18 protein-coding genes and 2 riboswitches are annotated in these 18,501 nt (G+C 68.3%); of the genes, 13 read left to right on the top strand and 5 right to left on the bottom strand.

The window, feature by feature from the left end; all coding sequences use genetic code 11:
* The first annotated feature begins 127 nt into the window (after window positions 1–127).
* The 6 genes from AC1DCZ_RS12430 to mnhG are packed head-to-tail and all read left to right on the top strand — an operon-like array spanning window position 128 to window position 6,580.
* Window positions 128–3,169, top strand: a complete 3,042-nt coding sequence (locus tag AC1DCZ_RS12430; RefSeq protein ID WP_476974855.1) for a Na+/H+ antiporter subunit A — start codon at window positions 128–130, stop codon at window positions 3,167–3,169.
* On the top strand, window positions 3,166–3,741 hold the full coding sequence (locus AC1DCZ_RS12425; RefSeq protein WP_476974854.1) for a Na(+)/H(+) antiporter subunit C: 576 nt from the start codon (window positions 3,166–3,168) through the stop codon (window positions 3,739–3,741). Before AC1DCZ_RS12430 ends, AC1DCZ_RS12425 begins: the two co-directional genes overlap by 4 nt.
* Window positions 3,738–5,360 carry a Na+/H+ antiporter subunit D gene (locus AC1DCZ_RS12420; protein WP_476974853.1) on the top strand — a complete coding sequence of 541 codons (1,623 nt, stop codon included), beginning with the start codon at window positions 3,738–3,740 and terminating at the stop codon, window positions 5,358–5,360. The genes AC1DCZ_RS12425 and AC1DCZ_RS12420 overlap by 4 nt, the downstream gene beginning before the upstream one ends.
* The gene (locus tag AC1DCZ_RS12415) at window positions 5,357–5,902 is read left to right on the top strand and encodes a Na+/H+ antiporter subunit E (protein ID WP_476974852.1); all 546 of its coding nucleotides are present in this window, start codon (window positions 5,357–5,359) and stop codon (window positions 5,900–5,902) included. Before AC1DCZ_RS12420 ends, AC1DCZ_RS12415 begins: the two co-directional genes overlap by 4 nt.
* Window positions 5,902–6,177 (top strand): monovalent cation/H+ antiporter complex subunit F, encoded by a 276-nt coding sequence (locus tag AC1DCZ_RS12410; protein ID WP_476974891.1) that lies wholly within the window; start codon window positions 5,902–5,904, stop codon window positions 6,175–6,177. Before AC1DCZ_RS12415 ends, AC1DCZ_RS12410 begins: the two co-directional genes overlap by 1 nt.
* Entirely contained in the window at window positions 6,167–6,580 is a 414-nt protein-coding gene (gene mnhG, locus AC1DCZ_RS12405) for a monovalent cation/H(+) antiporter subunit G (RefSeq protein ID WP_476895911.1), read from the top strand. Before AC1DCZ_RS12410 ends, mnhG begins: the two co-directional genes overlap by 11 nt.
* Here the strand turns inward: mnhG and AC1DCZ_RS12400 are convergent.
* Together AC1DCZ_RS12400 and AC1DCZ_RS12395 are read right to left on the bottom strand one after the other, a co-directional pair.
* Window positions 6,577–6,840, bottom strand: a complete 264-nt coding sequence (locus AC1DCZ_RS12400) for a DUF4235 domain-containing protein (RefSeq protein ID WP_476895912.1) — start codon at window positions 6,838–6,840, stop codon at window positions 6,577–6,579. The genes mnhG and AC1DCZ_RS12400 overlap by 4 nt on opposite strands.
* A 41-nt stretch (window positions 6,841–6,881) precedes the next feature.
* Window positions 6,882–7,430, bottom strand: coding sequence for a heme-degrading domain-containing protein (locus AC1DCZ_RS12395; RefSeq protein WP_476974851.1), 549 nt, complete (start codon window positions 7,428–7,430; stop codon window positions 6,882–6,884).
* Between the two features lie 234 nt (window positions 7,431–7,664).
* Window positions 7,665–7,808: riboswitch (TPP riboswitch) on the top strand.
* Between the two features lie 67 nt (window positions 7,809–7,875).
* On the opposite strand from AC1DCZ_RS12395, the gene AC1DCZ_RS12390 reads away from it, so the two are divergent.
* The 5 genes from AC1DCZ_RS12390 (at window position 7,876) to AC1DCZ_RS12370 (ending at window position 13,898) form a co-directional block, all read left to right on the top strand.
* Entirely contained in the window at window positions 7,876–8,508 is a 633-nt protein-coding gene (locus tag AC1DCZ_RS12390) for an ECF transporter S component (RefSeq protein WP_476974850.1), read from the top strand.
* Window positions 8,509–8,524: 16 nt separating this feature from the next.
* Complete coding sequence (locus AC1DCZ_RS12385) at window positions 8,525–10,153, top strand: ABC transporter ATP-binding protein (RefSeq protein WP_476974849.1); 1,629 nt, start codon at window positions 8,525–8,527, stop codon at window positions 10,151–10,153.
* A complete protein-coding gene (locus AC1DCZ_RS12380) occupies window positions 10,150–10,953 on the top strand; it encodes an energy-coupling factor transporter transmembrane component T family protein (RefSeq protein ID WP_476974848.1) in 804 nt (267 codons plus the stop codon). The genes AC1DCZ_RS12385 and AC1DCZ_RS12380 overlap by 4 nt, the downstream gene beginning before the upstream one ends.
* A gap of 171 nt (window positions 10,954–11,124) precedes the next feature.
* Window positions 11,125–12,648 (top strand): UDP-N-acetylglucosamine 1-carboxyvinyltransferase, encoded by a 1,524-nt coding sequence (locus tag AC1DCZ_RS12375; RefSeq protein WP_476974847.1) that lies wholly within the window; start codon window positions 11,125–11,127, stop codon window positions 12,646–12,648.
* 119 nt (window positions 12,649–12,767) lie between these two features.
* Window positions 12,768–13,898, top strand: coding sequence for a glutamate--cysteine ligase 2 (locus tag AC1DCZ_RS12370; RefSeq protein WP_476974846.1), 1,131 nt, complete (start codon window positions 12,768–12,770; stop codon window positions 13,896–13,898).
* Here the strand turns inward: AC1DCZ_RS12370 and AC1DCZ_RS12365 are convergent.
* Genes AC1DCZ_RS12365 through AC1DCZ_RS12355 form a run of 3 tightly spaced genes read right to left on the bottom strand, consistent with a single transcriptional unit; the run spans window position 13,885 to window position 15,821 of the window.
* Window positions 13,885–15,093, bottom strand: coding sequence for an O-succinylhomoserine sulfhydrylase (locus AC1DCZ_RS12365; RefSeq protein ID WP_476974845.1), 1,209 nt, complete (start codon window positions 15,091–15,093; stop codon window positions 13,885–13,887). The genes AC1DCZ_RS12370 and AC1DCZ_RS12365 overlap by 14 nt on opposite strands.
* Entirely contained in the window at window positions 15,094–15,513 is a 420-nt protein-coding gene (locus AC1DCZ_RS12360) for a rhodanese-like domain-containing protein (protein WP_476974844.1), read from the bottom strand. It lies immediately after the preceding gene.
* Window positions 15,510–15,821 carry a DUF1737 domain-containing protein gene (locus tag AC1DCZ_RS12355; protein ID WP_476974843.1) on the bottom strand — a complete coding sequence of 104 codons (312 nt, stop codon included), beginning with the start codon at window positions 15,819–15,821 and terminating at the stop codon, window positions 15,510–15,512. Before AC1DCZ_RS12355 ends, AC1DCZ_RS12360 begins: the two co-directional genes overlap by 4 nt.
* Window positions 15,822–15,834: 13 nt before the next feature.
* A riboswitch (SAM riboswitch) is annotated at window positions 15,835–15,949 on the bottom strand.
* A 302-nt stretch (window positions 15,950–16,251) separates the two neighbouring features.
* Between AC1DCZ_RS12355 and AC1DCZ_RS12350 the strand changes: the two genes are divergently transcribed.
* Together AC1DCZ_RS12350 and AC1DCZ_RS12345 are read left to right on the top strand one after the other, a co-directional pair.
* Window positions 16,252–17,184, top strand: coding sequence for an ATP-grasp domain-containing protein (locus AC1DCZ_RS12350; RefSeq protein WP_476974842.1), 933 nt, complete (start codon window positions 16,252–16,254; stop codon window positions 17,182–17,184).
* Complete coding sequence (locus AC1DCZ_RS12345; protein ID WP_476974841.1) at window positions 17,171–18,481, top strand: glycosyltransferase family 2 protein; 1,311 nt, start codon at window positions 17,171–17,173, stop codon at window positions 18,479–18,481. The genes AC1DCZ_RS12350 and AC1DCZ_RS12345 overlap by 14 nt, the downstream gene beginning before the upstream one ends.
* Window positions 18,482–18,501: the final 20 nt, after the last annotated feature.

Below are 18,501 nucleotides of genomic sequence, written 5' to 3'. Positions count from 1 at the left end.
CGCGGCCCGCGGAATCGCCGCCGAAAAGAATTTGTACACGCTTGGTAAACTGTCGGCACCGAACCTAACGAATACCCGCCTGCTCCAACTTGCCGACAATCGAATCCCTGACGTTGCGGAGATACCAGTGATCACAGTCCTTGCCGTGCACTTTGCGGTGGCTGCCGTGGCGCCCTTCCTCTTCCGCAGGTTCGGCAGGAACTCGTTCTACGCGCTGGCCGCCGTTCCGGCCGCCTCGTTCCTTTGGCTGGTCCTGCAGCACGGCGCCGTCTACCCGGACGCCGAATCTGTCGGTGCGGGGTCCCCCGGCCCCGGCGCCGGCACTGCCGAGGTGCTGCCGTGGATCCCAGGCCTCAAGCTTGAGCTCGCATTCCGGATGGACGCGCTGGCCTGGGTCATGTCGCTGCTGGTCCTCGGCGTGGGGGCGCTGGTCCTTCTCTACTGCGCCCGGTACTTCAAGGACAAGGACGAGCATCTGGGCGGCTTCGGGGCCCAGCTGCTCGCCTTCGCCGGGGCAATGTTCGGACTTGTGAGCGCAGATGACCTCCTCCTGATGTTCGTCTTCTGGGAACTGACCACGGTGCTCTCGTACCTGCTGATCGGCTACGCCCGCACCCGGCTGTCCGCCCGGCGCTCGGCGCTCCAGGCGCTCATGGTGACCACCGCAGGCGGCCTGGCCATGCTCGTGGGCTTGATCATCCTCGGCTCCGCCGCAGGAACGTACCGGATCCAGGCCATCCTGGAACAAGCCCCCACATTGGCCGCCGGCCCCGCGGGGGACGCCGTGGGCGCCGCCGTCGTCCTCATCCTGATCGGCGCCATCACCAAATCCGCCCTGGTCCCCTTCCATTTCTGGCTCCCCGGCGCCATGGCGGCCCCCACACCAGTGAGCGCCTACCTGCACGCGGCCGCCATGGTAAAGGCCGGCATTTACCTCGTGGCGCGGCTCGCACCCGGATTCGCCGGAACAAGTTATTGGCTGCCGATGGTGCTGGGCCTGGGCCTGGCCACCATGCTGGTGGGCGGCTACCGGGCCCTCCGGCAGACTGATATCAAGCTCATCCTCGCCTACGGCACCGTCAGCCAGCTCGGCTTCCTGACCATGGTGGTCGGCCTCGGAACGCCCGACGCGGCGCTCGCAGGCCTTGCGCTGCTACTGGCGCACGGGCTCTTCAAGGCCACCCTCTTCCTCGTCGTCGGCATCATCGACCACCAGGCGGGAACGCGCGACCTGCGCAAACTCTCCGGCGTCTACGGGTCCGCCCGCGCCCTGGCGGTCGTCGCTGCGATCGGCGCGGCCTCGATGGCCGGCGTCCCGCCGCTGGCCGGTTTCGTCGCGAAGGAATCGGTCTTCGAGGCGTTCGTCCACTACGGCACCGGATCCGTGCCCGGGCTCCTGATCCTGGCAGGGCTGGTCCTGGGCTCCATCCTGACCTTCGCGTACAGTGCCCGCTTCATGTGGGGTGCCTTCGCGGTGAAGCCCGGCGTCGAGCCCACGGCGTTCAAGCCGATCAAGCCGGCGTTCCTCGCCGCCCCGGCGGTCCTGAGCCTCCTGACGATCGTCTACGGACTGTGGCCCGCCCCCGTGGACGGCTGGATCCAGCCCTACGCCGCGCTCTTCGCTGACGGCGGCGCGCACGACGGCGCTTCCGCCGGCGGCGGCGCGGGGCACCTGGAACTGTGGCACGGTTTCACCGTGTCCCTCGGGCTGACCGCCGTAACCTTCGCGCTGGGCCTCGCCATGTACTACGGCCGCAACGCCGTGGCGCGCCTGCAGGGCCGGGTCCCCGGCTGGATCGACGGCGACCGCGCCTACCAGACCACCATCGGGGCCCTTGATGACACGGCCGTCTGGGTGACCGGTCGGACCCAGCGTGGTTCGCTGTTCTTCTACCTTTCAGTCATCCTCACCGTGGCTTTTGCGCTGCCGCTTTCGGCGCTGCTGCTCGCCCGCAAGCCGCTGCCCGGGGGCCTGTACTTCATCGATCCCAACTCGCCGCTGCAGCTGGTGGCCGGTGCCGGGATCGTCATTGGAGCGCTGGCTGCCGTCCGTGCCAACAAACGTTTCCTGGCCGTGCTGATGGTTTCCGTCACCGGCTACGGCGTTGCGCTGATGTTTGCCCTGCAGGGCGCACCGGACCTCGCACTGACCCAGATGCTCGTGGAAACCATCATCCTGGTGGCGTTCGTCCTGGCCATGCGCAGCCTCCCTGCCGGGCTGCGGGACCGGACCGGCGGAAAATACCGGGTCATCCGGGTAATCATCGGCCTCGCCTTCGGAACCACAATGATCTTCGTGGCCATCTACGCCCTCGGGGCCCGCGTGGCGCTTCCGGTCTCGCTGGAGTTCCCGCGGCTGGCCTACGAGGGCGGCGGAGGCCTCAACGTCGTCAATGTCACCCTGGTGGACATCCGCGCCTGGGACACCTTCGGCGAGATTTCGGTGCTGGCCCTGGCTGCCACCGGCGTGGCAAGCCTGATCTTTGTCCGGGGCCGCGGAGACAGAATCCAGACGTCTTCGTCCGTGGCCGAGGGCACTGTGGGCCGGCGCCACGGCGCGAAGGGCAACACCCGCGATGACGCCGCGCTGGCGCTGAGCCGCCTGTTCGCCGCAGCGACCCGCGACGCGTGGCTCGTGGCCGGGCGGACCATGGCACCGGAACGGCGCTCGATCATCTTCGAAGTCGTCGCCAGGCTCATCTTCCATTCCATGATCGTCTTCTCCATCTACCTCCTCCTGTCCGGGCACAACCTGCCGGGCGGAGGCTTCGCCGGCGGGCTCACCGCCGGCGTCGCCCTGACCATCCGCTACCTCGCCGGGGGCCGCTTCGAGCTGCGGGAAGCCACGCCCGTTGGCGCCGGCACGCTGCTGGGAATCGGCCTCGCCACTGCGGCGGCCGCCGGCATGATGCCGCTGTTGCTCGGCGGCCAGGTGTTCCAGAGCGCCATCGTCGAGCTCTGGCTGCCCGTATTCGGCGACATCAAGTTCGTCACCTCGACCATCTTCGACATCGGTGTGTACGTGGTGGTGGTCGGCCTGGTCCTGGACGTGCTGCGCAGCCTGGGTGCAGAAATCGACGAGCACTTCGAAGAACATCCCGCGGCTCCGCTGGAAGAACAGGAAGCCGGCGGAATCCCGGCGGAAACGACGGGCAAGGGGATAGCGTGAACGTCAATCTGACCCTGCTGACCGTCATGGGAGCCCTGTACGCCTGCGGCATCTACCTGATCCTCGAGCGCAGCCTGACCCGGGTCCTGCTGGGCCTCATGCTGCTGGCCAACGCCACCAACCTGCTGATCCTCGCGACCGGCGGCTACGCCGGGCTGGCGCCGATGTTCAACAAGGACACCGACCCGGGGGACTATAACGACCCCCTGCCGCAGGCCCTGATCCTGACCTCGATCGTGATCTCTTTCGCCGTCACAGCCTTCATGCTGGGCATCATCTACCGCTCGTGGGTCCTGGCCCGCCAGGACGAGATCCAGGACGATGCCGAAGACCGCCGCGTCGCGGCGACGCCCCGCTTCGACGCCGAGGACGACTCTGTGATACCCGTTGAAACCTCCGAATTCCCCCTGGCCATGCTCGGCTCCGATGCCACGGGGATTTCAGACGCCGCCGGGGAGACGGCCGCAGCGATCATGTCGGGCGACCGCCCGGTCCTGGCCGAAAACGCCGCCGCGGAAGAACGGCCGGGATCCCGGAACGCGGCCCAAATCCCGGAAGGAGGCGGAGAGTGAACATCACCAGTTTTGCCCCGCTCGCCGTCGTACTTCCCATCCTTGGCGCCGCACTGGCGTTCCTGCTGATCCGGTCCCCCCGGTCCCAGCGGGCCGTCAGCATTGCGGTCCTGTCCCTGACGCTGCTGCTTGAATGCTGGCTCCTGGCCTCCGTCTGGGAGGGCGGGGCCGCGGCGGTGAACCTCGGCGGCTGGCTTCCGCCCTGGGGCATCGTGATGGTGGTGGACCAGTTCTCCTCGCTCATGCTCGTGGTGTCCTCCGCCGTGAGCCTCGCCGTGCTGGTCTATGCGACAGGGCAGGGCATGGCCGACGGCGACCGCGACGCGCCGGTATCGATCTTCCACCCCACCTATCTGATCCTGGTCGCAGGGGTGTCCAACGCCTTCCTGTCCGGGGACCTCTTCAACCTCTATGTGGGCTTTGAGATCCTCCTGACGGCCAGCTATGTGCTGATCACACTGGGCGGGACGGGCCCCCGTATCCGCGCCGGGGTCACTTACGTGGTGGTCTCGGTGGTCTCCTCGGTACTCTTCCTGATCGCGATCGCCATGATCTACGGCGCTACCGGAACTATCAACATGGCCGACCTCGCTATCAAGCTCGCCGACCTCGACCAGGGCACGCGGACCCTGCTGCACGTCATGCTGCTGGTTGCTTTCGGCATCAAGGCTGCGGTGTTCCCGCTGTCCTTCTGGCTCCCGGACTCCTACCCGACCGCGCCCGCCCCCGTCACGGCGGTGTTTGCCGGCCTGCTGACCAAGGTCGGGGTCTACGCCATGGTGCGCACGGAGACGCTCCTGTTCCCCGGGGACACGCTCAATGCGCCGCTCATGGTGGCCGCCTTGTTGACCATGGTCGTGGGGATCCTCGGCGCCCTGGCCCAGAGCGACATCAAGCGGCTCCTGTCCTTCACGCTGGTCAGCCACATCGGCTACATGGTGTTCGGACTGGCGATGTCAACGGCGGCCGGCCTGGCCGCCGCGGTCTTCTACGTCGTCCACCACATCACCATCCAGACCAGCCTGTTCCTGGTGACCGGCTTGATTGAACGCCGGGGCGGAAGCTCCTCGGTGGACCGCGTGGCCGGCCTGGCCAAGCTGTCCCCGCTGCTGGCCGTGCTCTTCTTCGTCCCCGCGATGAACCTGGCCGGGATCCCGCCGTTCTCGGGCTTCCTGGGTAAGCTCGGGCTCCTGCAGGCGGGCATCCAGCTCGGCACGCCGCTGGCCTACGCACTGGTGATCGGGGGAGTGCTCACCAGCCTGCTGACGCTGCTGGCTGTCGCCAGGGTCTGGAACCGCGCGTTCTGGCGCAAACCCGAGGACGCGGAACATCCGGACCCGGTGCTGCTCGCCGCTTCCCGGGACTCGGCCACCGGAAACAGGGCAGGGAAGTCCAACGTCGTCTTGCTGCCGCGGACCATGGTGGGCTCCACCCTGGGCCTGGTGATCCTTGGCGTGGCGCTGACAGTTTTCGCAGGGCCCCTGTTCAAGGTGGCCGACCAGTCCGCAAGGGAGATGCTGGACAGGTCCTCGTACATCCAGGCGGTGCTGGGCGAGGATGCGCCCGTCCCGGCGCTCGCCGGGCCCGCGCCCGGCCAGCGGCCGGAGGGCCGGAAATGAGCCGGAAGCGGATCTCGCTGCGCCAGGAACTGCCGCTGCTGGTGTGGCTTGTGATCGTCTGGGGTGCCCTCTGGCAGAACTTCAGTCCGGGCAACCTGCTCTTCGGGGCACTCATCGCGGTGGTGGTGGCCAGGGTGTTCTACCTGCCGCCGGTGGAACTCGGCGGACGCTTCAACGCCCTCCGTGCGATCTTCTTCGCGTTTGTGTTCCTGGCGAAGGTCGTGGAGGCCAGCCTCCAGGTCCTGTTCCTTGCCGTCGTCCGCGGACCGCGGGTGATCAGCGCCGTCGTCGCCGTCCCGCTGCGGAGCCGTTCCGACCTCCTGGTGACGGCCACCGGGCATGTGATCTCGCTGATTCCCGGGTCGCTGGTGGTGGAGGTGGACAGGTCCACGTCCACGCTCTATATCCATGGGATCAATGTCCGTAATGCCGAGGACGGGGCCAGGCTCCGCAAGGAGGTCCGGGACACCGAGGCCTCCCTGATCCGCATCATGGGGACCAGGGACGAACTGTCCGCACTGAACCAGGAGGTGGGCGCGTGATGCAGCTAGTCCTGGCGGTGACCGCCGTCGTACTGTCCGTGGCCGCGGCCGGGGCCATCATCCGGATCGCGAGGGGCCCGTCGCTGCTGGACCGGGTGCTCGCGGTCGATGTGCTGTTGGCCATCTTCGGCGCCGCACTGTGCATTGACATGGCCGTCAACCGGAATTTGAACAACCTGATGCTGCTGGTGGCGATGTCCATCATCGGCTTCGTCGGCTCCGTCACGGTGGCCCGGTTCGTGGCGGACAGGAGGGAACCCACCCGTGATTCCTGACACGCTCCCCGCCGACGCCGTGATCGACGCCGTATCCGCCGTCTGCATGGTGGCCGGTGCGCTGATGTCCCTCGCTGCGGCCGTCGGGCTGCTGCGGTTCCCGGACCTCATGAGCCGGATGCACGCCGCGACGAAGCCCCAGGTGCTCGGCCTGTTCCTGCTGCTTCTGGCCGTGGGTCTGCAAATGCGCGTCTGGTGGGTCTGGCCCGTGCTGATGGTGGCCTGGCTCTTCCAGCTGCTCACCGTCCCTGTCGCCGCCCACATGGTGGGCCGGGCCGGCTACCGGACCAAGCACCTGCACCCGGAGCTGCTCAGCACGGACGAGCTCGAGGCCGTGGTCCAGAGGGCGGCCGCCCAGCGTCGGCTGGACGACGACGGCGGCGGGGCCGACGGCCGGGGTTAGACGATGTCCTGGGTCTTGGCGAAACGGGTGACCGCACGCTGCGTCCCGCGGTTGGCGAGAACCTGGATGATGGCGCTGACCGACGCGGAGATCAGGGCGAAGGTCAGTGCCGAGCGCAGCGTGGTGGGGACGTCGTCGTCATGGCCCTTGGGCGGCTTGTTGCCCGTGGTCTTTTCCCAGACGGTGTCGACGAGCTTGGTTCCGGCGAAGCCGGCCAGCAGGCTGATGCCGGTGCCCAGCAGCTTGATGACAATGTTCATTTTTGGGACTCCTTGCGGCAGGAAACAGGGCTTCCCCTAGCCTAGCGCCCAGCCCGGCCGAGTATCTCCGACAGTGCTTCGACCACCAGATCGTGGTCGGCTTTCTGGGGCAACCCGGAGACCGTGACGGTGCCGACCGCCCCCGTGCCCCTTAGGTAGATCGGAAAGGCGCCGCCGTGGGCGGCGAACATGGACTGGTCGAACCAGGCGTTGTCCTCGATCCGTCCGCCGGCTGCCCGGGCGCGGAGGCCCACGAGCAGCGACGGGACCTCGTACCGCACGGCAGTGCGTTTCTTGGCGTTGATCCACCGTTCGTTGTCCGGGGTGGCGCCGTCCAGTGCCGCGTGGAAGAGGACCTGCTCGCCTTTGCTGATATCGATGGCGATTGGCAGTGAGCGTGTCCTGCCCAGCTCAACGAGGAGGAGCCCGAGGTCCAGGGCGTCGTCCTTGCTGAAGGACGCGAACTGGAGCGCGTCGATCTCAGACAGGATGCGGCCGATCAGCGCCGCCAGGGACCCCGGCGGTTGCGGCTCGCTCGAGTCAGGGTCATAGTCAGCGGAGGACCCTGGTGTGGCTGGTGTAAGCGTCACAATAGTCCAGCTTTCCGGTTGGTTGCCCGTCTGCCCTCCGGCGGCAGCCCTTGTCCGCGCCACTGCCGACTCTATCAAGCCCGGTGCTCACGGACACCGGCGCCGACGTGTTCCCCGCCGACGTGTTCCCCGCCGCCGGGGGCCCGGGCCGGCCGCCGGCTCCGGATTGTGACTGCCGGCCGCGGATTCCCGGACGGCCGGGTGTAAACTGGACACCGCCCACAAGGGCGATTTTAGATACGACAGGGGAGCGCCGCCGTCGGTCATCACCGGGGAGACCCGGGGAAGCCAAAGGTGGGCGCTGAGAGTGCGGACAACCGCAGACCCTCGAACCTGATCCGGTTAGTACCGGCGCAAGGGAGTCGAGTTCTCAGAGTGCCCGGAGCGGCGGCGAAAGCCACAGCCGGCCGGGGCACTCTCCCCTCCTGTTCCTCAGGAGGACGACATGACTGATATTTTTGCAAACCAGACACTCAACCGGCGCGGCTACAACTGGCGTGTGGTCGACATCGTCGTGGCTGCGCTGATCGCCGTTGCCGGCGGCGTAATCTTCTGGGCTTGGGATCAGGGCGCCAACCTGGTCTCGGCACCTGTTAATGCGCTCTACCCGCCGCTGTCCGGGCTCTACGCAGGCGGCTGGATGATTCCGGCCATCCTGGGCATGCTCATTGTCCGCAAGCCGGGGGCGGCGTTGTTCTGCGAAACCGTCGCCGCTACGGGCGAGCTGATCATGGGCTCGCAGTACGGCACGACGGTGCTGATTTCCGGTGTCCTGCAGGGCCTCGGTGCGGAACTGGTGTTCGCCGCGTTCCTGTACAAGAGGTTCAACCTGCCGGTGTCCCTGCTGGCAGGGGCCGGCGCGGGCCTGTTCTGCGGCCTGAACGACTCCTTCCTGCCCTGGGGCTGGAACATCGCCTACGAGCCCGGGGACAAGCTCGCCTACATCATCTTCACGGCAGTCTCCGGCGCAGTAATCGCCGGAGCCCTGGCCTGGCTCGCCACCCGCGGCCTGGCCAGGACCGGGGTCCTGAGCTCCTTCGCGTCCCGCAAGGCCGCCGCAGAGCCCGTCTCCTCCTGACGTCCGCGCGCCGCACATGACACCTTCCAACACGGTCCGCCCGGCAGCGGTCACGGCCCGCGGCTGGGGCTGGCGGCACGCCGGCCGGCCCCGGCCCGCGGTCAACGGACTGGACCTGGACATCCGGCCCGGGGAACGGGTGCTGCTGCTGGGCCCTTCCGGCGCCGGCAAGTCCACGCTGCTCCACGCCCTGGCGGGCGTGCTCGGCGACAGTTCCGCCGGCGCCGCGGGCGGAGCCGGTTCGCCGGGCCTGCCCGCGGAGGCGGAGGATTCCGACGAGACAGGGAGCCTCCTGATCGACGGCGCTCCGCCACGCGCGCAGCGCGGCCGGGCCGGGCTCATGCAGCAGGACCCGGAAACCCAAGTGGTGCTCTCGCGCCTCGGCGACGACGTCGCCTTCGGGGCGGAGAACCTTTCCGTGCCACCGGAGAGAATCTGGCGGCGTGTGAAGGAAGCGCTCGACGACGTCGGGCTGGGCCGGCTGCCGCTGGACCACCCGACGTCGGCCCTCTCCGGCGGGCAGAAGCAGCGACTGGCGCTTGCCGGCATCCTGGCGATGCGTCCCGGTCTGCTCCTTCTCGACGAACCCACCGCCAATCTGGACCCTGCCGGCGTCCTGGAAGTCCGCGACGCCGTGGGCCGCAGCCTGGACAAGACCGGGGCCACCCTGGTTGTGGTGGAACACCGCGTGGCCGTGTGGAAAGACCTCGTGGACCGGATCGTGGTGCTGCAGCCGGGGTCGGCCACGGAATCCGCCGTGCTGATCGACGGGCCCCCCGACCAGGTGCTGGAGCAGGCGCGGGACATGCTCATTGCTGCGGGCGTCTGGGTGCCGGGGCATGTGCCAACGACGCGGGCCCGTTCAGCGGGGGGTACGGCGGGGACAGCCGGGACCCTCGGGACGTCCGGGGCAGCCGGGGTGGCGGCCGGAGCGCTGCTGCTGGCCGCGGAAGACCTGGCGGTGTCCCGTGAGCGGCCGCGCCGGGCGGGCTGGCGCGGGGGGTTCCGGACCATTCCGCCGCATCCCGTGCAGTCCGGCATCACAGCGCGGGTCCGTGCGGGGGCGGCCCTGACCATCACCGGACCCAACGGTTCGGGGAAGTCGACCTTTGCCCTTACCCTGGCCGGTCTCCTGCAGCCTGTCTCCGGGGCGGTCTCCGCAACGATGGAGCTCAGCGCAGGCGCCGGGATCGACCCGTACCGGTGGAAGGCCCAGCAGCTGATCGCCAGGATCGGGACCGTCTTCCAGGAACCCGAGCACCAGTTCGTCACAGGCCGCGTGCTTGACGAGCTGATGTTCGGGCCCAGGCACCTCGGCTATGGCGAGGAGCGTGTGGACGAGCTGCTGGAGCGGCTGCGGCTGACGGAGCTGGTGGACGCCAACCCCTACACGCTCTCCGGCGGTGAAAAGCGGCGGCTCTCGGTGGCCACCGTGCTCGCCGCCCACCCTCGGGTGCTGGTGCTCGACGAACCCACGTTCGGTCAGGATGCCAACACCTGGGCCGAGCTCGCCTCGTTCCTTTCCGAGCTCCTCGAGGCCGGAACGGCCGTCGTCTCCGTCACGCACGATCAGGAATTTACCGCCGTCCTCGGCGGCGCCGAACTCAGCCTCAACGCACCGGGGCTGGAGGTGGCGGCGCCATGAGGGAAGTCCTGAGCCTGCGCGGCAACCGTTCCCTGCTGACCCGGGCCAATCCGCTGGCCAAGTTCGCCGCCGTCGTCATGATCACCCTGGTGCTGGCATTGTCGATCGACTGGGTCTCGGCGTCCGTGGCGCTTGCCTTCGAACTGATGCTTGTCCCCCTGGCCGGGCTGACCGTTCCCCTCCTCTCGCAGCGGGGCTGGCCGCTGACGCTCGCCGCGGCGCTGGGCGGCTGGAGCACCGCTATCCTCGCGCCGGACACCGGACCCATATTGTTCGATGCCGGCATCTGGTCCATCAGCGCCGGATCCCTGCAGCTGGGCCTCGGCTTCATGCTCCGCGGACTCGCCATCGCGCTGCCCGCGGTGCTGCTGATGAGCTGCACCGATCCCACGGACCTGGCGGACGCCCTGGCGCAGAACGCTAAGCTTCCGCACCGCTTCGTCCTGGGCACCCTGGCGGCCATGCGCCTCGTGGGGCTCATGGCCGAGGAATGGCAGACCATCGGCATGGCCCGGCGTGCCCGCGGTGTGGGCTCGCGCGGCAACCCGTATCAACGGCTCCGTGCGACTTTGGGGCAGAGTTTCGGGCTGATGGTGCAGGCCATCCGGCGCGCTTCCCGGCTCGCCGTCACCATGGAAGCCCGGGGCTTCGGCGGCGCTGCACGGACCTGGGCGAGGGCCTCGACGTTCAGCAGACTCGACATCTGGGTTCTGCTGGGCGGTCTGGGCATCGCCGCGGCCGCCGCGGCGGCCGCGCTCGGGGCCGGTACCTGGAACCTCGTCTTCCTCACCCGGCAATAACAGATTCCGACGCCGGAACGGCGCAGCGCCCGCTTCCCGCACCGAAGGCGGCCCTGCGGGCCGCCGCGGGCGCCGCCCCGGTTATCGCACAGCGCGGGTAACGGTGTGAGATTAACGCCATTCCGGGCGTGATTGCCGGGGCGGATAACTCATCCGTGATATTTTTCTGGAATGACTCAACAGACTGCTGAATACGTAGGCGTCCTTCTCCGCGATGCCCGCGGGGAGAAGGGCTGGACGCAGGGACAGCTGGCCGCCGAACTGGGCACCAGCCAGAGCGCGATCGCCCGGATGGAGCAGGGCAAGCAGAACCTGAGCCTGAAGATGATCCAGCGGCTGGAGACCATCGTCGGCCGGACGATCGTCAAAGTGGGCCGGCCGCAGATGACCCACCTCCGGGTTGAGGGCGGCCGCACCCTCTCCGGCGCCGTGGATGTCAACAGCAGCAAGAACGCCGGCGTGGCCCTGCTCTGCGCCAGCCTCATCAACCGCGGCACCACCACCCTTCGCCGCCTGGCCAGGATCGAAGAGGTCAACCGGATCGTCGAGGTCCTGACCAGCATCGGCGTCGAATGCACCTGGCTCAACGCGAACGATCTCCAGATCCGCCGGCCCGCGGTCCTGGACCTCGCGTCCATGGACGTCGAGGCCGCCCGCCGGACCCGCAGCGTCATCATGCTGCTGGGCCCCCTGCTGGACGAATCCGGCGAATACCGGCTGCCCTACGCTGGCGGCTGCGACCTCGGCACCCGCACGGTGCAGCCGCACATGCAGGCGCTGCGCCAGTTCGGCCTCAGCGTCGAGGCGAAGTCCGGGTTCTACGCCGTGCAGGCGCCGCCGTCGGACGGCGACGACCGATCCTTCGTGCTGAGCGAACGCGGTGACACCGTCACCGAAAACGCCATCATGGCAGCCGCGCACCGCCGGGGCACCACGATCATCCGCAACGCCAGCCCCAACTACATGGTGCAGGACCTGTGCTTCTACCTGCAGATGCTCGGCGTGGCGATCGAGGGCGTCGGCACCACGACACTGAAGATCACCGGCCGCCCGTCCGTGGACGTGGATATCGAATACTTCCCGTCCGAGGACCCGATCGAGGCGATGAGCCTCATCACCGCCGGCATCGTGACGAACTCGGAAGTCACCATCCGCCGCGTCCCGATCGAGTTCATGGAAATCGAGCTCGCCACGCTGGAACAGATGGGCCAGCGGCTTGAAATCTCCGGCGAGTACGTGGCCCGCAACGGCCGGACCCGGCTGGTCGACGTCACCACCAAACCCTCGGAGCTGCGCGCGCCGGAAGACAAGATCCACCCCATGCCGTTCCCCGGCCTGAACATCGACAACCTGCCGTTCTTCGCCGTCATTGCTGCCAACGCCCAGGGACAGACCATGATCCACGATTGGGTCTACGAGAACCGGGCGATCTACCTGACCGAACTGAACAAGCTGGGCGCCCAGGTGCAGCTGCTTGACCCCCACCGGATCTACGTCAACGGGCCCACCAAGTGGCGTGCGGCCGAGGTGGGCTGCCCGCCTGCCCTCCGTCCGGCCGCCTGCCTGCTGCTGGCCATGCTTGCCGCCCGCGGAGTCTCGGAACTGCGCAACATCTATGTCATTGAACGCGGCTACGAGGACCTGGCCGAGCGGCTCAACACCATCGGCGCGAAGATCGAGTACTTCCAGGACTGATTCCCCGGCCCGTCCCGGGCTGAGCCGCGCGGTCACCCCGCCCGTCCGGGGCCCCGGGACGGGCGCGGAGTGGCGCCGCGTTCTGGCGCGGGCCCTGTCCTCCCGCGCACAATAGATGCATGCGCACTTTCGGCGTTGAGGAAGAGCTCCTGATTGTCGACCCGGGGACGGGGTCCCCGCTTGCCCTGGCGGACGCCCTCATGGCGCGCCTGAATCCCCGGGACATTGTGTGCCACGACGACGCCGGATTCAGTTACGAGCTCAAGCTCGAACAGATCGAAACCCAGACCGTGCCGTGCCTGGATCATGCACGACTGCTGGCGGAAATCCGGCAGGGCAGGACCGCCGCGGACCAGGCCGCCCGGATGCACGGCGCCCGCGTGGCGGCCCTGGCCACGTCCCCGCTTGCCCCGGAGACCCACACCACGCCCAAGCCGCGGTACGCCACCATGGAGCGACGGTTCGGCGTCACTGTCCGCGACCAGCTGACGTGCGGCCTCCACGTCCACACCTTCGTCGAGTCCCCCGAAGAGGGGGTCGCGGTCATGGACAGGATCCGCGACAAGCTGGCCGTGCTGATAGCGCTCAGCGCCAACTCGCCCTTCTGGAATGGCGCGGAGACAGGATTCGAAAGCTACCGTACGCAGGCCTGGAACCGGTGGCCGGCTGCGGGCCCGTCGATGATCTTCGGCAGCCTGGCCGTCTACCGGCGCGTGGTCCGCAGGCTGCTGGAAAGCGGCGTGCTGTTCGACGAAGGCATGATCTACTTCGACGCCCGGCTGTGCCGGCACCATCCGACCGTGGAGATCAGGGTGGCCGACGTGTGCCTCGGGTCCGAGGACACCGCACTGATCGCGGTCCTGGTGCGCGCGCTCGTGGAATCGGCAAGCCGGGAGTGGAACGACGGCGTCGAGCCCGCCCCCGTGCCCACGGTTCTCCTGCGGATGGCCGCCTGGCAGGCGAGCAACTGCGGTGTGGCCGGGCAGCTGCTGGATTTCGGCAGCTTCCGGCCCGCCCCTGCCCGGGAGGTCGTCGAAGCGCTCGTGGACTACGTGGCACCGGTGCTGGCAGAGCAGGGCGAACTCCCCCTGGTACGCGCGGGCGTGAAGCGGATCCTCGAGCAGGGCACCGGTTCCCAGGCACAGCGCCGCCACTTCAGCGATGCCGGGCTGGCCGGCGTCGTTGCCCACGCGGTCAACGTGACAACGCAGCAGGGCATCGGGAAGGCAGTTCCGGCTAGATCTGCTTGAGCGCCTGCCCGAGGTCGCGGATGAGGTCCTCGACGTCTTCCAGGCCCACGGACAGCCGCACTACGCCGTCACTCAGTCCGATCGACGCCCGGCCTTCCGGGCCCATGGCGCGGTGGGTCGTCGTCGCCGGGTGCGTGATGAGGGACTTCGAATCACCCAGGTTGTTGGAGATGTCGATGATCCGCAGCGCATCAAGGAGGGCGAAGGCCGCCTCTTTCGCGGAGCGCCCTGGCGAGGGGCAAAGCTCCAGCGTGAGTACGGTGCCGCCGGCCTTCATCTGCTTCGCGGCGAGATCGTACTGCGGGTGGGACTGCAGCAGCGGATACTTGACCCAACCGACGGCGGGCTGCTCTTCCAGCCATTGGGCCAGGCGCAGCGCCGACGCCGAGGAGTGGTTGACGCGCAGCGCCATGGTTTCCAGGCCCTTGGCCAGGACCCAGGCGTTGAAGGCGGACAGTGCCGGACCGGTGTGCCGCATGAGCTGCTTGACGGGCCCGTCCACGAACTCCTTGGTTCCCAGGATGGCACCCCCCAGGACCCGGCCCTGCCCGTCAATGTGCTTGGTGCCGGAGTAGACGATCACGTCCGCGCCGAGGTCTCCGCAGCGCTGCAGCAGGGGAGTGGCGAAGACGTTGTCGACGACGACGGTGGCTCCCGCGGCGTGCGCGAGTTCGCTCACCGCGGCGATGTCGACGATTTCCTGCATCGGGTTCGACGGCGACTCGAAGAAGACCGCCGTCGTCGGCTTGGACAACGCGGTCCGCCACTGGTCCAGGTCCGGGCCGTCGACGAAGACCGTCTCCACGCCCCAGCGGGGCAGGATTTCGTTGAGAATCACGAAGCAGGAGCCGAAGAGCGAGCGGGCCGCGACCACACGGTCACCGGCCCCGAGCAGCGCGCCGAGAGCAGTGAAGACGGCGGACATGCCCGATGCCGTGGCGAAGCATGCCTCGGTGCCTTCGAGCAGCCGGAGCCGTTCCTGGAAGGTCGCGACCGAGGGGTTGCCGTAGCGGGAGTAGACGAAGCGCTCGTCCTCGCCGGTGAAGGCGCGCTCGGCGGCGGCGGCGGATTCGTAGACAAATCCGGAGCTCAGGAAGATCGGTTCGGTGGTTTCCTGGAAGCCGGTGCGGTCAAGGCCGCCGCGGACAGCCTGGGTGTCGGGGCTCCAGCCGGCGGCGTCGGGGTTGAAAGTCACTTATTTCTTTCCAATGCTGGTGGGCAGGCCGCGGTTCTTCCAGCCGTTGACGGTCCGGTCGCCGTAGCGGTCCGGTTCGCCTTCGAAGCCTTCGAGGACGTTGTACGAGGTGTACCCGGCCTGCGTGGCTGCGGTCGCAGCAGCGATGGAGCGGGCCCCGGAGCGGCAGAGGAACACGAGTTCGACGGCGGTGTCCTCCGGCACCCGCGCCTTCAGTTCGGCGATGAACCGCGAATTGGGGACGCCGCCGGCAAGGTTCCACTGGATGAACAGGGGGCCGTTTGGCTGTTCGGTCGCGGCCGCGGTTTCCGGGATGCCGATGTGGGCCCATTCGCCCTCCGTGCGGACGTCCACCAGTATGGCGCCGTCCTGCAGCTTGGCCCAGGCCTCCTGTGGGCTGAGGTCTCCGGCGTAGGTCATGAGTGGCCCTCGAAGGCGTCTTCCGAGCCGAAACCGTCGCTCTCCAGATCATCCACAGCGCTGGCGACGGCGGCGTCCGCGCTGGCGATGGCGGCCGGCAGGACGACGGCCTGGGCCACGATCACGGTGCTGCCGTCGAAGGTGGCCGAGGCGCTTCCATGCAGGACGTAGCCGTCGGCCAGTGCGGCCGAGACACGCTCGCAGAAGGCGCGGTCATCGGGGCCGGTGAAAAGCCGGTAGGCCAGTTTTTCCTCCGCGGCCGTTTCGGGTGCGGCGGGAGGTGCCGCTGGGGTGGACGCGTCAGGCATGACGGATCTCCTTCTTTCACGCTTGCAGATCGAATGGTCGATGATGCCGAGTCTTCACCTGAGGCACCCCGCCGTGGGAGGAGGGTTGCCGACCGGCCAGTCAGGGCTTGACGCCGGTTCTCATTACTCCCCAAAAACGTAACACTTACTTCTCCGGCCCGCACCGCCGCCGTCGTCATGTTAAGTAACCGGCCCGCCCGCGGCGCTCGGTCTCCCCGGGCGGCCCGGGCCCCCGGCGGTCAAAAACCGGGTCAAAGACAAGGCGCCGTAGTGCCACAAGAGGGGGTATTACCCGTGCGGGATTCCGGTTCCGGCCCGACAGTTCGAGTGGTGCCTACTCGGGCGTTCCCCCGGGCCGCTCGCATTTACTGGGAGTGCACGTTCGGTTGGCTCCCGTCCGCCCGCTCAGCACCGAAATGGAGAAACTCTGATGCCCCGCATCCTCGTCACCGGCATCGGCGGGCCCGCGGGCCGCGCCGTCGCCGCCCAGCTCAGGGCCCGGGGCTTTCCGGTCCTTGGCACAGACTTCCGTGACCTTCCCGCCGAGGCCGGCCTCACCGTCGTCGCGGTCCCTCCCGCCACCGATCCGGAAAGGATTTCGGCGCTGCGCCGGCTCATTGCCGGCGAGAAGATCGACCTGGTGATCCCGACGCTCAGCGAGGAACTTCCGCAGATCGCGGCGGCCCGTGCCGGGTTCGGGGCGGACGTGCGCGTCATCATCGGGGACCCCGGCCCGGTGGCCCTCGCCAACGACAAGCTCTTCACCGCGTGGCAACTCCGGCAGGGAGGCGTCCCCGTCCCCCGCTTCGGCGTCCCCGGTGATTTCGCCGACGCAGGCGCCGCGATGGCCGCGCTCGGCGGCCCTGTCGTGATCAGGCCGCGGGTCTGCCGCGGCGGACGCGGGGTGATCGTCGTCGACGGCACCACCGGTGTGGATTGGGCCAGCCTTCCGGAAGGGCAGATTGTCCAGGAGTTCATCCCTGGCACCGGGTACGGGCCCATGGTCTTCGGCACGCCCGCGCACAACAGCACGGCGCCGTTCGCCGTCGTCGTCGAAAAGACCGAACTGGCCGACGGTAACGCGGTGTCCGCCCGCCGTTTGGGAACGGGAGAGTCCATGGACGTGGGCAATGTGGCGATGGCTGCCGTCCGGGCTCTCGGTCTGACCGGCCCGGTCGATGTCGATGTCCGACGCCGCGGGGACGGGACCCCGGTGGTGCTTGCGGTGACCGCCCGCTTCGGCGCGAACAGCGAAGCTGCTCCCGAACTCCTCGATGCCGTCCTGGCGTCGTTCACGCTTCCCTCTTTCAACCCGGCATCGTTCCGTCCAGGCGCGGGAGCCTACGCCAGTGTCCTGGTTTGAACCAGCGGTCCCGGGGGCACTGTTCCTGCTTTTGCTCCTCGGCTTGCCGATCCTCGTGTCCGGTCTCGTGAAACTCCTGATCCTGCCGTTGGCGGTCTGGTTCGAAGTCCGGGCCTCCCGTCGGCGGCGCCGCGGTGTGCCAACTCTCCTGGATGAGTGGCCCAGCGTCTCGATCATTGTCCCGGCCTACAACGAGGCAACGGTCATTGAGGACTGCGTTCGGTCCATCCAGCTCACCCGGTACGACCGGTACGACGTCATCCTCGTGGACGACGGTTCCACCGACAACACCGCCGGGCTGATGCAAGGCCTCGCGGCAGCCGATCCGCGGATCACCGTCCTGACGCAGGCCAACGCCGGCAAGGGGGCCGCCCTTAACCTGGGCATCCGCAACGCCACCGGCGACGTCCTCATGTTCGCTGATGCGGACGGGACCTTTTCCGCCCGCACGGTCCTCCGGATGCTCCGGGGCTTCGAGGACAAGCGCACCGGCGCTGTCTGCGGCGACGACAGGGCGGTGAATCTGAACCGGGTGCAAACCCGGGTGCCGGCCTTCACCAGCCACATCGAAATCGGCATGGTCCGGCGCGCGCTGGCGCTGATCGGCGGCCTTCCCGTCGTCTCCGGCCACATCGGGGCGTTCCGCCGCGCGGTCATCGAGGACATCGGGCCGTTACGGGAAGACATGGTGGGGGAGGACCTGGAACTGACCTGGCGGGTGCACAAGGCCGGCTACCGGGTGGTCTTCGCCCCGCGTGCCCTCGTCTATGCGGAGTCGCCGTTGACCATCGGCGCGCTCTGGCGGCACCGTGTCCGGCGGGCCCGCGGCCTGCTGCAAACCATGGGTGCCCACACGGGGATGATCGGCAACCCCCGCCACGGCCGGTTCGGGGCGTACCTGCTGTTCACTGCCTTGACGATGGTGGTCCTCCCGGTTGCCCAGCTCCTGGCTCTTCCCTATCTGGCGTTCCTGCTCGCCCTCGGCCGCAGTCCGCTGGACGCCGAGGTATGGGGTTTCCTTGGCTGGACCGGGCTCTGCGTCACAGTCGTCCTCTCCGTGTTTGCGCTGGGCATGAACCGGGCGCGGAAGGACCTGCGTCACGTATGGGCGCTCCCGCTCATTCCGTGCTACCCGGTGTTCACGGGCCTGACGATGGTGGCAGCGCTGGCCCAGGAACTCCGCGGCAAGGAAGCGCTGTGGAACAAGCTGGCCCGGAACGGCGCCGTCAGCGTCGAGGGTCTGGCACTGTCGCCGCGACCACTGGATACCGGGACTGGGGATGGGCGCCTTAAATGACTGCCCCGCGTTGCTTAGGG

The sequence above is a fragment of the Arthrobacter sp. 10N418 genome (assembly GCF_056394725.1).
This window is presented reverse-complemented; position numbering and strand designations above follow the sequence as displayed.